Source organism: Stenotrophomonas sp. I18B00994, from assembly GCF_014145825.1.
Taxonomy (GTDB): Bacteria; Pseudomonadota; Gammaproteobacteria; order Xanthomonadales; family Xanthomonadaceae; genus Stenotrophomonas; species Stenotrophomonas maltophilia.
In genome coordinates this window covers 228,150-241,540 of sequence record NZ_JACIUW010000006.1, presented here as the reverse complement: position 1 = coordinate 241,540, position 13,391 = coordinate 228,150, and the positions used below count along the sequence as shown (strand labels likewise).

10 protein-coding genes are annotated in these 13,391 nt (G+C 67.5%); 7 read left to right on the top strand and 3 right to left on the bottom strand.

Annotated features, from left to right (window positions below; all coding sequences use genetic code 11):
- The first annotated feature begins 72 nt into the window (after positions 1-72).
- From H4O10_RS09090 to H4O10_RS09080, 3 genes are read left to right on the top strand one after another with little or no spacing between them, the layout of a single operon-like run.
- The gene (locus tag H4O10_RS09090) at positions 73-1,332 is read left to right on the top strand and encodes a histidine kinase (RefSeq protein ID WP_005407896.1); all 1,260 of its coding nucleotides are present in this window, start codon (positions 73-75) and stop codon (positions 1,330-1,332) included.
- Positions 1,322-2,092, top strand: a complete 771-nt coding sequence (locus tag H4O10_RS09085; protein WP_049453918.1) for a LytTR family DNA-binding domain-containing protein — start codon at positions 1,322-1,324, stop codon at positions 2,090-2,092. Before H4O10_RS09090 ends, H4O10_RS09085 begins: the two co-directional genes overlap by 11 nt.
- Before the next feature lie 34 nt (positions 2,093-2,126).
- Positions 2,127-2,471: a hypothetical protein gene (locus H4O10_RS09080; protein ID WP_049395680.1), complete on the top strand. Its 345-nt coding sequence runs from the start codon at positions 2,127-2,129 to the stop codon at positions 2,469-2,471.
- Positions 2,472-2,510: 39 nt separating this feature from the next.
- On the opposite strand, the gene H4O10_RS09075 is transcribed toward H4O10_RS09080, so the two are convergent.
- The gene (locus H4O10_RS09075; protein WP_005407899.1) at positions 2,511-3,125 is read right to left on the bottom strand and encodes a hypothetical protein; all 615 of its coding nucleotides are present in this window, start codon (positions 3,123-3,125) and stop codon (positions 2,511-2,513) included.
- Positions 3,126-3,434: 309 nt separating this feature from the next.
- Between H4O10_RS09075 and H4O10_RS09070 the strand changes: the two genes are divergently transcribed.
- A complete protein-coding gene (locus H4O10_RS09070) occupies positions 3,435-4,364 on the top strand; it encodes an oxygenase MpaB family protein (protein WP_049402669.1) in 930 nt (309 codons plus the stop codon).
- A 263-nt stretch (positions 4,365-4,627) separates the two neighbouring features.
- On the opposite strand, the gene H4O10_RS09065 is transcribed toward H4O10_RS09070, so the two are convergent.
- Positions 4,628-5,215 (bottom strand): TetR family transcriptional regulator, encoded by a 588-nt coding sequence (locus H4O10_RS09065; RefSeq protein ID WP_033833700.1) that lies wholly within the window; start codon positions 5,213-5,215, stop codon positions 4,628-4,630.
- Between the two features lie 133 nt (positions 5,216-5,348).
- Between H4O10_RS09065 and H4O10_RS09060 the strand changes: the two genes are divergently transcribed.
- A complete protein-coding gene (locus H4O10_RS09060; protein WP_049453922.1) occupies positions 5,349-6,563 on the top strand; it encodes an MFS transporter in 1,215 nt (404 codons plus the stop codon).
- Positions 6,560-7,732, top strand: a complete 1,173-nt coding sequence (locus H4O10_RS09055; RefSeq protein ID WP_049453924.1) for an MFS transporter — start codon at positions 6,560-6,562, stop codon at positions 7,730-7,732. Before H4O10_RS09060 ends, H4O10_RS09055 begins: the two co-directional genes overlap by 4 nt.
- A gap of 224 nt (positions 7,733-7,956) precedes the next feature.
- On the opposite strand, the gene H4O10_RS09050 is transcribed toward H4O10_RS09055, so the two are convergent.
- A complete protein-coding gene (locus H4O10_RS09050) occupies positions 7,957-10,068 on the bottom strand; it encodes a M13 family metallopeptidase (RefSeq protein WP_033833703.1) in 2,112 nt (703 codons plus the stop codon).
- 176 nt (positions 10,069-10,244) lie between these two features.
- Between H4O10_RS09050 and H4O10_RS09045 the strand changes: the two genes are divergently transcribed.
- Positions 10,245-13,307: an EAL domain-containing protein gene (locus H4O10_RS09045; RefSeq protein ID WP_088470414.1), complete on the top strand. Its 3,063-nt coding sequence runs from the start codon at positions 10,245-10,247 to the stop codon at positions 13,305-13,307.
- Positions 13,308-13,391 lie beyond the last annotated feature (84 nt).

Genomic DNA, 13,391 nt, shown 5'->3' with positions numbered 1-13,391 from the left:
TCGTCGCAGCCCGCTTGTTTGCCCGGCGGGCCGCTCTATGCTCGGCTCACCCCCTTCCTCCAAGGCGCCGCCGTGTTCGCCAGCCTCTCTCTCCTGATCCGCCACCTGCTGGCCTGGGCCGCCGCGCTGGTTGTCGCCGGCATGGTCTGGAGCGGCATCTTCAGCGGCATGAACGATGGCCCGGGCTGGGTGTTCGGCCTGCTGGCGATGTTCCTGATGATCTCCGCGCTGGGCAGCGCGATTACCCACGTGCGCCGGGTCTGGCTGGTGGCCGGCCGATTGGATTCGACCACGTTGTCCGGGCGCCAGCGCCGCCAGGTGGAACTGCCGATGGATGCCGGCCAGGCCTATGCCGTGGTGGAAGCGGCGATTGCCGAACTTCCGCGCGTGGAAGATGTGGAAAGCTCGGCCGGCAGCCTGCAGGTGCGCGCCTACGTGCGCCGGGTGGACCTCTGGAATGGCCGCCAGCCCTCGCGCTGGAACCTGCCGGCGCGGCTGGCGATCAAGCGCAACAGCGTGCTGGCGACGGTCACGCCGGGGCAGGGCACCAGTACCGTCACTCTGCTGTTCGAACCGGATGCTGGCTGGTGGGCCGATCTGCTGGCGCTGGATGAGGGCAGCAACTTCGAGAATGCCGAAGCGGTCACCCGCGCGATCAGCCGCCGCGTGGCCGACCAGCGCCGCGATGAGCAGGCCGCCGCCGAACAGACCCAGGTGGAAAAGGAACTGTCGGTCGCGCGCTTGAACCTGCTGCATGCGCAGGTGGAGCCGCACTTCCTGTACAACACGCTGGCCAACGCGCAGGTGCTGACCCGCACCGACCCGGCACGTGCCGAGCAGATGCTCGGCCACCTTATCCAGTACCTGCGCAGCTCGTTGCCGCAGGTGGACGAGTCGGTGTCGACGCTGGGCGTGGAGCTGGAACGCACGCGCGCCTACCTGGAGATCCTGCGCATCCGCATGGGCGCACGGTTGGCGGTGGAAGTGCAGGTACCGAATGAGCTGCATGGCGTGCACCTGCCGGCGATGGCACTGCAGACGCTGGTGGAGAACGCGATCAAGCACGGCCTGGAACCCAAGCCCGGCGGTGGCACGATCTGGATCCTGGCGCGTGGCTTCGATGACCATGTGACCGTGACCGTCGCCGACGACGGGCTCGGCTTCGGCCAGGGCACCAGCGGCACCGGCATCGGCCTGAAGAACCTGCGCGAACGCCTGCGCCTGACCTGTGGCGAGCAGGCCGGCGTGGCGATCGTTGCCAACTTCCCCAGCGGTGTGGCCGCGACCATGACCTTGCCGCAGACACACAAGGAGCGCAGCCATGCCGCTTGAAGCCCTCATTGCCGAAGACGAGGAACTGCTGCGGCAGTCACTGGTGGAACAGCTGCGCCGGTTGTGGCCGGAGCTGAAGCTGGTGGCCGAGTGCGAGGACGGCGCCAGTGCGCTGGAGCAACTGGCCGAGACGCAGCCGGACATCGCGTTCCTCGACATCCGCATGCCCGGCATCAGTGGCATCGAAGTTGCGCGCTCGCTGTCCGAGCTGAGCCCGCGCACCCAGGTGGTGTTCGTCACCGCCTATGACCAGTACGCCATCGACGCGTTCGAGCAGGGCGCGATGGATTACCTGCTGAAGCCGGTCAGTGACGAACGCCTGCTGGCGACGCGTGAGCGCATCCTGTCGCGGCTGCCATCGGCGCGCCAGGATGACGGCGTGCTTGAACGCCTGCTGCAGCGGCTGGGTCCATTGCAGGGTGCTGCCGAGCGCCCGCCGCTGGCCTGGATCACCGCCAGCAACGGCCGCGAGACGCAGCTGATCATGCTGGAAGATGTCGCCTACTTCCGTGCCGACAACAAGTACACCACCGTGGTCACCGCTGCCGGCGAGAGCCTGTTGCGCACACCATTGCGCGAACTGCTGGAAGTACTCGACCCGCAGCACTTCCGCCAGATCCACCGCTCCACCATCGTCAACATGAAGGCTGTGGCGGCGGTCAGCCGCGACGATACCGGGCGCGGTGTGCTGCGGCTGCGGGGCCGGACGGAAACACTGGTGGTCAGCCAACCATTCATGAGCCTGTTCCGCGGCATGTAGCCGCACCGCACCTTTCCGCTACCAGGAGCATTGCATGCGTCTTTTCCTGCTTGCAGGCCTCGCTGCACTGGCGCTTGCCGGTTGCCAGAAGTCCACCGAAACCGCGATCACCCGCACCACTGCCAATGGCGTGGACACGCTGTACAGCAAGCGCACGGTAGTGGACGGCGTGGCGCGTTTTGAGTGCATGGCCAGCCGCAGCGGTCAGTGCCATTACCTGTTGCTGGACCCGGCCTGTCGTCCTGACGCCGCGTGTGCGAGAGCGCCGATACGGTCGTTCGCGTTGGCGGTCGGCACCACCCAGGAGTTCAGGGACCTGCCGAAGGGCTTCGCCCAGTGCGTCAGCGAGGATCGGAAAGAACAATGCCACCGTGAGTGATCACGGTGGCATTGTGGGTCCCCCCGCTTCCCTGAAGGGTCAGTAGGCAGGCTGCAGTGTCAGGTCGTGGTGGTGCTCGTTCTCGCCCACGTGGTTGAGGCGGCCGACCAGTTCGGAGTGCTGCTTCATGCGCCCGATCTCGGTCATGATGCGGATGTCCTCGTGGCGCAGCTCGCGCTTGGCGGTGACCGCCTGCTTGTAATCGAGCACTTCCGGGTAATGCTCGGCCAGTTCCAGGGCCTCGGCCACGTGCTCGACGCTGTCGGCCTTGGAGCTGATGCGTGCGCGACTGTTGAACGCCTTCATCCAGCGCTCGAAACCGGCCTGCTGATCGAACATGTTGGCCATGAACCAGATCACGAACAGGATCGAGACCCACGAGCCGAACACGACTACCACGCGGGTGAACGTGATATGGAAGTCGTCACGCCACAGGTAGTTGGCGATCAGGCCAAGAATCAGCAGCGAGGCCGCCTGCCAGCCGACGATCGAGGCGATCAGCCATTGGCACTTGGCCTGCGCCAGCACGGCTACTTCATCGCGGATCTGCTGCTCGCTGAGATTGCGCCAATGCGCGACCTGTTTATCGAACGGGCTGCTGTAGAGCTCGTTGTCGCGAAGCAGAATTCCCAAACCCTTGAACAAAGCAATCATGGCTGGCTCCTTGTGGAACGTGCGTCGATCAGCATTGGACGGTGTGGCGGGTCCAGTTCTAGCACTTCCAGCGAGCCGTGCAATGGGCGCCATGCCAAGCCGCGTAAGCGCCTTCTCTGAATCGGTGAATGTTGCTGCATCGCAGCATCGAGGCCGGAGCCTGCGACAGGATGTCGCAGGGTGAAATGTGCTGCGGCCGCACATGAAACCGTGGCTGAGTGCGAAGACTCGCCGCCGGCGTCGTGATCGCCCAGAATCGGGGCCGACCGCGCAACTCGCGGCCACCCTTTCGCTTTTCCTGGACCTGTGATGCCGGCTCTGCTGCAGCGACTCTCCCGCCCCGTCACCGCGCCGATCCGGCGCTGGGTACTGGAGGCCTTCCCCCGTGGTCAGAGCGGCATCGATTACGACCAGCCGCTGGGTGACCCGGGCTGGTTTGGACCTGACAGCGTGACCTGGCGCCTGCACGCGGAGTTCCCCTCGATGCTGGCCGGGGGCCTGTGTGCGCTGATGCTGCAGACCCTGCATCCGCGCGCGCTGGCCGGGGTCTACGACCACTCCAATTTCCGTCAGGACCTGGTGGGTCGCCTGCGTCGCACCACCGCGTTTGTCGCCGGTACCAGCTATGCACCCAGCGGGGAGGTAGAGGCGCTGGTGGCCAAGGTGCGCCGCATCCATGCACAGATCCGCGGCCAGACCGCGCAGGGCGAGCCCTACGCGGCGGACGATCCACAACTGCTGACATGGGTGCACGTGACTGAGGCGTTTGGTTTCCTGCAGGGCTTTCGTCGCTACGGGCGCGAGGTGCCGGCGCACATCGCCGACCGCTACTACGACGAGTACCGCCGCGTGGCCGAAGCACTGGGTGCGGTGGATGTGCCGCGCAGTGAAGCCGAGGTGGCAGCGTACTTCTGCGCGCGGCAACCGGAGCTGCGTGTGGACGAGCGCTCGCGTGAAGTGCTGGAGGTGTTGTCCGGCGTGCGCCTGCCGGTACCGGTGCCGGGGCTGTCGCGCGAGGTGTTCCTTGGCGCCGGTGCGGCACTGCTGCCGGACTGGGCCGAAGGCATGCTTGAACGCAGCGGCCGCCAGCGTGCGCAGGCGGCCGCCTCAGCGAAGCTGATGCAGGGCATGGCGCCGCTGTTCCGCCGTGCGCTGCCCGATGGCCTCGCCAGCCGCGCCTGTGCGCGCATGGGCGTGCCGGTGGAAGCCCTGCGCGAGTGGCCCACCGTTCCCCGGTAGGTGCCAACCTTGGTTGGCACGCGCTGCGCGATAAAGCTTCATCCACGCATGGCGTGGATCTACTGACGCCATGGTTCTGGTAGGTGCCAACCTTGGTTGGCACGCGTTGCGCGATAGAGCTTCATCCACGCATGGCTTGGATCTACTGATGCCATGGTTTTGGTTGGCACACGCGTTGCGCGCGGTGCCGCAGAAGGGCCAACCAAGGTTGGCCTCTACCAGAGCGGATGCGGCAGTATATCCACGCCATGCGTGGATGGGCCTCACCCGGCCGACTTCAACCCACGCAACAGCATCTCCAGCGCCACCGTCGCTTGCCGCAGGCGCGTGTCGCCATCCTCGCCCTCGGCGATCCAGAACGCGGCCTCGGCCAGGCTGCCGTAGATCAGCGATGCCAGCGCCTGCGCATCCACCGGCATCGCTACGCCCTGCGCGATCAACTGTTCGATCAGGCGCTGCATCGAGTGCACGCAGTGGCGCTGCGATTCCGGTGAGGCGCCACCCAGCACCGCGCGCGCGTCACGCAGCACGATGCGCTGGATCTCCGGCTCCAGCGCCATCTCCAGATAGGCACGGCAGCGCTGCACGAAACCGTCCCAGGCATCATCCGCGCCATCGCTGATCGCCTGCAGGCGCAGGTCGGTCTCGGCATCGAGCTGGGCGACCACTGCGGCCAGCAGTCCCTTCTTGTCGCCGAAGTGGTGGTAGAGCGCACCCCGCGTCAGGCCGGCCTGGGCGGTCAGGTCATCCATCGAGGTGGCGGCATAGCCATGCTCGCTGAACACGCGGCGGGCGGTGGCCAGCAGGCTGGCACGGGTTTCTTCCATCTCGGCGCGGGTGCGACGGACCATCCGGAACTCCTTACATACGCAGTGCATGATTATTTACATACGGCGCGTATGAATGTAGGCTCTTATTCATACGCTCTGTATGTATTGTCGTGGCGCCGGGAGCGCCAGGCAAGCCGCTGCCCTGGAGATCCCGATGGCCACCCCCTACCGCGACCTGTTCGCCGCCCCCGGCACCGCCCGCCTTGCCTTGGCCGGCCTGCTGGCCCGCCTGCCGCTGCCGATGACCGGCATCGGCATCATCACCCTGCTGTCGCAGCTGCGCGGCAGCTATGCCTTGGCCGGTGCGGTGTCTGCCACCTTCGTGCTGACCTATGCGCTGCTGTCACCGCAGGTATCGCGCTGGGTCGACCGGCGCGGGCAGGGCAGGGTGCTGCCATGGGCTACTGCGGCCAGTGCGGCAGGGTTGTTGCTGCTGCTCGCGTGCACGCTGCTGGCTGCGCCAGACTGGGCGCTTTTCGTCGCCGCCATGCTGGCTGGGTGCATGCCCAGCGTGTCCGCAATGGTGCGCGCACGCTGGACTGCGATCCATCGCGGTCGCCCGCAGCTGCAGACCGCGTATTCGCTGGAGACCGTGTTCGATGAGGTGACCTTCATCGTCGGTCCACCGTTGTCAGTGGGGCTGTCGGTGGCGGTATGGCCACAGGCCGGCGTACTGGCGGCCGCCCTGCTGCTGGTGGTCGGCGTCGCCGCATTGGTGCTGCAGCGGGGCACCGAGCCGCCGCTGCAGCAGCACGAAGGTGCAACTCCCTCGGGCTCGCTGCTGCGGCACACGGAGATCCGCCTGCTGGCGTTGCTGATGCTGGCGATGGGCGTGATTGTCGGTACGGTCGACATCACCAGCGTGGCCTTCGCCGAACAGCGGGGGCAGCCGCTTGCCGCCAGCGTGGTGCTGTCGGCCTATGCGCTGGGCAGCTGCGCGGCGGGCCTGCTGTTCGGGGCACTGAAGCTGCAGGCGCCGTTGCGGCGCCTGTTGCTGCTCGGTGCAGCAGCTACCTCGATGACCACCCTGCCGCTGCCGTGGGTCGGCAGCCTGCCCGGGCTGGCCGTGGCGGTGCTGCTGGCCGGGGTGTTCTTCGCACCGACGATGATCGTGGCGATGTCGCTGGTCGAACAACGCGTGCCCGAATCGCGCCTGACCGAGGGCATGACCTGGCTGCTGGCCGGATTGAACATCGGCGTGGCGCTGGGCGCGGCGCTGTCCGGGCAGAGCGTCGATGCGGGGGGCGTGCGTAGCGGCTTTGTCGTTGCACTGGTGGCAGGCGGGGGCGTGCTGCTGTTGGCCGTACTCGCGCGACGTGCCTTGCGCCCGTCTGCTGCATCCACCACCCCTGAAGGCATCATCCCGTGAGCGCTTCATCGCCTGCGCATGCCGCGCCTGTGCATCGCCATCCGTGGTGGGCCGTTTCTGCGGTTGGCCTCGCCACGTTCTCGGTGGTCACCACCGAAATGCTGCCGGTCGGCCTGCTGACCCCTGTCGCCGAAGATCTCGGCGCGTCCACCGGCACCGCCGGCCTGATGATCTCGCTGCCGGCCCTGCTGGCGGCAGTGTTCGCACCGCTGGTGGTGATCGCAGCCGGCGGCATCGATCGTCGTCGCATCCTGTGCGTGCTGCTGGGGCTGCTGCTGGTCGCCAACGTTGCTTCGGCGCTGGCACCCGGCATCGGCTGGCTGCTGGCCGCGCGCGTACTGGTGGGGTTCTGCATGGGCGGGATCTGGGCCATCGCTGGTGGGCTGGCAGCCCGCCTGGTACCGGCGCATCGCATCGGCCTGGCCACCTCGATCATCTTCGGGGGCGTGGCCGCAGCATCGGTTCTGGGGGTGCCGCTGGGTGCACTGATCGGCGACGCCCTGGGCTGGCGCTTCGCGTTCGCAGCGATGGCGCTGTTCAGTGCGGCGGTGATGCTGCTGCATCTGTGGGTGGTTCCCGCGTTGCCGGTGGTGGCGTCGGTGCGCCCGGCGCAGTTCGTGCAGCTGCTCGGCCACCGTGGCCTGCAGCGCGGCCTATGCCTGACGCTGCTGCTGGTAGCGGGTCACTTCATTGCGTTCACTTATGTACGCCCGTTGCTGACCCTGCGATCGGGCGCGGATGCCGCTTGGATCGGCGCGCTGCTGTTCGCCTATGGCATGGCGGGCATCGCGGGCAACTTCATCGCCGGGCCACTGGCCGCTCGTCACCCGCGCGGCATGCTGCTGGCGATCTCTTGCGGCCTGCTGCTGACGCCGTTGTTGTTCCTGTGGCTGGGCGGCACACCCACCGGCGGCATTGTGGTGCTGCTGCTGTGGGGCCTGGCCTATGGCGGCGTGTCGGTCGGCCTGATGAGCTGGATGATGAAGGCAGTGCCGCATGCGGTGGAGATCGCCACCGCGCTGTATGTCGGTGTGTTCAACATCGGCATCGCAATGGGCGCGTGGGGAGGTGGATGGCTGCTGGATGGCGTGGGCCTGCATGCGAATCTGTGGGCCGCGGCCGGGCTTGCCATGGTCGCCACGCTGGTGATTGCCACAACGCGCCGGTAGATCCACGCCATGCATGGATGGCTTGTAGTCCTGTAGACCTGTAGATATGCCGACTAACGTCGGCATCCACCCGAGCGGGGCATTTGCCAACCAAGGTTGGCAGCTACCAGAGCGAGGCATGTGCCGACCAAGGTTGGCATCCACCCGAGCGGGGCATTCGCCAACCAAGGTTGGCAGCTACCGGGAAATGAAACGGGCGCCTCGCGGCGCCCGTTCCGGTTACATCACCACACCTTGACCCGCTTGTCCGGGGCCAGGTAGAGCTTCTGGCCTTCCTTTACTTCGAACGCCGGATACCAGGCGTCGATGTTGCGCACGGTGAGTGCGCGGAACTGCCCTGGCGCATGCACATCGGTCAGCAGCGAGTTGCGCAGCGCCTGCTCGCGGCTCTTGCTGCGCCACGCCTGGGCGAAGCCCAGGAAGAAGCGCTGGTCCGGCGTGAAGCCTTCCAGGGTCTGGCCCGGCTTGCCCTGCAGCGACAGCTGGTAGGCATCGTAGGCAGTGCCCAGGCCGGCCACGTCGGCGATGTTCTCGCCCAGGGTCAGCTTGCCGTTCACATGCACGCCCGGGAACGGCTCGTAGCTGCTGAACTGCGCGGCCAGCGCATCACCGGCGGCGTTGAACTGCTTCAGGTCCTCGGCGGTCCACCAGTTGTGCAGCTTGCCGGTCTCGTCGAACAGCGCGCCGGCGTTATCGAAGCCATGGCTGATCTCATGGCCGATCACCGCGCCGATCGCACCATAGTTCACTGCGTCGTCGGCGGCACCGTCGAAGAACGGCGGCTGCAGGATCGCGGCCGGGAACACCAGGCGGTTTTCCAGTGGCACGTTCATCGCATTGATGGTCTGCGGCAGCATCGCCCACTCGCTGTGGTCGACTGCCTTGCCCAGCTTGGCGATGTTGCGCTGGTACTCGAACAGTTCGGCGCGCTGCGCATTGCCCAGCGCGTCATCACGGCGGATCTCCAGGCCGGTGTAATCACGCCACTTTTCCGGGTAGCCCATGCCCACGGTCAGGCCGGCCACCTTGGCCTTGGCGCTGGCCTTGGTCTGCGGCGACATCCACGCGAGCGCATCGATGCGCTTGGCGAAGGCGGCGATGATGTTCTTCGCCATCTCGTCCGCGCGTTCCTTGGTCCTGGCGTCGAAGTGCTTCTCGACGTAACGCTTGCCGATCGCTTCGCCGACGGCATGGTTGGCGTCGTCCACCGCACGCTTCCAGCGGTCGCTCTGCTGCGGCGTGCCGCTCAGCGCGGTGCCGTGGAAGGCGAAGCGGGCATCGGCGAACTTCTTCGGCAGGTAGGCAGCGGCGCGGTCCAGCGCGTGGAAGGCCAGGTAGTCCTTCCAGGCATCCAGCGGCTCGGTGGCGACCAGCCTGGACAGGCCGGCCACGGCCTTGGGCTGCCAGACGATGAAGTCCTGCTGCTTGCCCAGTGCGGCCGCGTCGAGGAAGGCGCTCCAGTCCATGCCCGGCGCCTTCGCATTGAAGTCGGCCTGGGTCCACGGATTGGCACCCTTGGTCACGTCATTGGTTTCTTCCTGGGTGGCGTGCGCCTGCGCGATCTTCGTTTCCAGCGCGAGAATGCGCTGTGCCTTGCCCGCCGGATCGGCGACGCCGGCCAGCTGCAGCATCTGTGCGATGTAGGCCTGGTACTGCTTGCGCAGCTCGGCCATGCGGCCACCGCCCAGGTAGAAGTCGCGGTCGGGCATGCCCAGGCCGCCCTGCACCAGGTACGGCGCGGTGCGGTCCGGCTGCAGCAGGTCCACCGACACCCACAGGCCGAACAGGCGGTCGGTGTAGAAGTTGGTGGCATTGAGCAGGTCGACGTCGGCGCGCATCTCGCCGCCGAGGGCACGTGCCAGGCCAGCCTTGTCGGCGATCGCATCGATGGCCTTCAGCTGCGGCTGCACCGGGGCGATGCCGTGCTGCTCGATGCCGGCTTCGTCCATGTAGGCGGCGTAGTAGTCGCCGATCAGCTTGTCGTCACCGCTGGCCTGCGCATTGCCGGCCGCACCCTCGAGGATGGCGCGGGTGTCGGCCAGGGTCTTTTCAGCGATGACGTTGAAGCTGCCGAAGCGCGAACGGTCGGCCGGAATCTCGGTGTTCTTCACCCAGGTGCCGTTGGCGAAGCCGAAGAAGTCATCGCCGGCCGCGATGCTGCGGTCCATGCCGCTGGCATCGAAGCCGAAGCTGCCCAGCATCGGCTTGGCGGCAGCGGGTGCAGCCTCGGCGGGCTTGGCGGTGCCAGCGGCCGGATCGGCCGGACGGTCGCAGGCAGCCAGGGACAGGCTGGCAACGATGGCCAGTGCCAGGGTGGGACGGCGCAGCTTGGACATGGACTTCTCTTGCAGCGGAAAACCCCAAGTCTAATCCGCCGCAGCCCGGCTGGCCGTCCCTGTGGCTGGCCGGTCCTGTGCAGGATCTGGCTGAACGCGCCGAAGCGATCTTCACGCCGTCACCGGGGTGGTGCATGCTGGGCCCTGGAGCCCTGCGCGGACACGGGGAGGTGGCCATGCAGGACGGGGTCAGGCGTCAAGAATGGCGTCCGCCGGCCGTTGAGGTCGGGGATGTGGAGGATTCGTTCGCGCATGAAGCCAGCCGACTGCACAAGGAAGATCGACCGATGCCCGCGTTGAAGCGGGCGTTGGCCCGTCCGTTGCGCGCCATCACCTGGGGCGGCGTGCTGCTGGGCCTGTTGCTGGTGGCCGGATTGGCCACCATGCTGGCCAACGACCATCACCGCCGCCTGGAGGCGGCGCAGCGGCAGAGCCGGGCGCTGGCGGTGGGGAGCGAGCGCCTGCTGGCGCTGGAACTGCGCAATCTGGAGCGGGCGATGACCGGCATCGCCGGCGATGCCGGTGAGTTGTTCCGCAGCGTGCCGTCACAGGCTCCGGCACTGCTGGAGGCGGCCATCGGTGGCGTGCTGCGCCGCCACGCTGAACTGCACAGCATCGTGGTGCTGGACCGCCACGGGCGCGCGCTGACCGCCGGGCGCGGCGACCTGCAGCTGCCGCTGTGGACCGACCCGCTGCGCCGGGGGCAGGGCAGTGCCCTGTACATCGGCCCGCCGCAGCGGGCCAGCGATGGCGACTGGGTGGTGCCGCTGGCACTGCCGATGGCCGGTGAACGCTGGCTGTTGGCACGGCTGCGCTGTGGTGAACTGCAGCGCATCGCCGGCGGCCTGGATGTTGGTCCCAACGGGCTGGTCTCGATCACCGACGCCGAGGGTTACATGCTGGCGCGCGTGCCCGATCCGCATGGCACGGTCGGTCGCCGCTACGACCTGCCGCGGCGTGACCTGCTCGGCAAGCAGGCGGTGGTCGAGCTCGGCAGCCTGCCCGGCGTGGTCGATGGTGTGCCGCGCATCACGACCATCAGTACGCTCGACCGCAGCCCGCTGGCGGTGCAGATCGGCCTGGCCGATGAAGACGTGCTGGCACCCTGGTGGCCGTACCTGCAGGCATCGGTGGCGATCGTGCTGGCCTACGTCGTGGTGCTGCTGGTGCTGCTGTATGCGGTGCGCCGCAGTACCCGCAGCCAGCAGGCGATGGCCGAGGAACTGAAGGCGGGCCATGCCGAGCTGCGTCTGGCCCATCAGGTCGGGCGTGTCTGCACCTGGTACGTGGATGAGGACGCCGCGCTGCTGCGCTGGTCGCCGCTGGCCCGCGAGATCTTTGGGGTACAGACCGACGCCTTGCCGGTCGCGGATTTCTTCGCGCGCGTGCATCGCGATGATGCCGCGCGCCTGCAGCAGGCTTTCGACCAAGCCTTTGCCGGCGGCGCAGTGCTCGACCAGGTGTTCCGCCTGGTGCTGCCCGGTGGTGAAGTGCGCTGGGTCGGCGCGCGCGGACAGCGGGTGGAGGTGGCCGACAGCGAACGACGCATGATCGGCGCGTTGACCGACCTGAGCGAACGCTATCAGGCGCGCGAGCAGATGAGCGAAGTGGAACGCCGCTTCCGCCTGCTGTTCGACCGCAACCCGGCGCCATTCTGGGTGTTCGACCCGGACACGCTGCGCTTCATCGAGGTCAATGACGCGGCGGTGCGCCAGTACGGCTACAGCCGCGAGGAGTTCCTGGCGATGAGCATCCTCGACATCCGCCCGCGCGAAGGCTGGGACGAGGTGCGTGGTGCCATCCAGCGCGCGCAGGTGGGCGATCCCCCCGACGCAACCGTGCGCCTGCACCGGCGCAAGGACGGCAGTGTGTTCGAGGTGCGCGCACACCTGTCCAAACTCGATTTCGACGGACAGCCCGCGTGCCTGGTGCTGGCCGAGGATGTGAGCGAACGGCTGGCCTACGAGCGCGACCTGGCCTACCAGGCACGGCACAACCCGGCCACCGGCCTGCTCAACGTGCGTGCATTGACCGACCAGCTGGATGAGCAGGGCGAGGGCTATACCATCGCCTTCGTGCAACTGCGCGGACTGCAGCTGGTGGCCGATACGCTGGGCCGTGAGATCGGTGATGCCGTGCTGCAGTCGATGGCGACCCGCCTGGGCGGGTTGGGCGCACGCTGCGGCACGCTGGCGTTCCAGCCGGCGGAGGACTTCGTGTTCGCCATCGGTGCCGAGCACGATACCCAGCGCGTGCTGGACGACCTGCTGCAGATCGTGTCGGCGCCGATGCGCGGCAAGGATTCACTGCACCAGTTCGAGCCGCGCATCGGCGTTGCGGTGCATGTGGCCGGTGACGGCCATAGCGCCGAACAGGTGATCGGCATGGCCGCGCAGGCGGCGCACGCGGCGCGTGCCGAGGGCAACGTGGTGGTCTGGTTCGATGCGGCGGTGACCACACGGCTGGCCGACCGGCTGCGCCTGGCCGGGCGCATCCATGCCGCCATCGACAACGAATTCCAGCTCTATTTCCAGCCGATCCGGCATGCCAGCGATGGCACCCCGGCCGCCTTGGAGGCGCTGCTGCGCTGGCCGCAGGCCGACGGCAGCTTCATCCCGCCCAACGAGTTCATCCAGCTGTGCGAGGAGACCGGGCTGATCCTCGCGCTGGGCCGCTGGGTGATCCGCGCGGCGGCGAAAGCGCAGCGCCGGCTGGTCGAGGCCGGTTGGGGCGAGCTGCCGATCGCGGTCAATGTATCGGCGGTGCAGTTCTTCAACAGCGACCTGGTGGCCGAATTCACCCGTGCCCAGCAGGACTTCGGCCTGGCCCGCGGTGCCCTGCACGTGGAGCTGACCGAGAGCAGCCTGATGCGCAAGCCGGGGCAGGCGATGCAGACCATGCAGCGCCTGCACGAGCAGGGCATCAGCGTGTCGCTGGATGACTTCGGCACCGGCTATTCCAGCATGTCCTACCTGCAGCACCTGCCGCTGGACATACTGAAGATCGACCGCAGCTTCGTGGCGGACGTGGAAACCAATCCACGCAACGCCTCGATCTGCCGCGCACTGCTGTCGCTGGGCCACAGCATGGGCCTGACCATCATCGCCGAAGGCGTGGAGACGCCGGGACAGCTGGACTGGCTGGCTGCGCACGGCTGTGACCAGGTGCAGGGCTACCTGCTGGGACGGCCGGCACCGCTGGAACGGATCATCGACGCGCTGGATGAGGTCGCCGCCTAAGTGGTAGTGCCGGCCGCTGGCCGGCATTCGCCCAGGACCGGGAGGTGTCTGATTGCCGGCCAGCGGCCGGCACTACCGCAAACG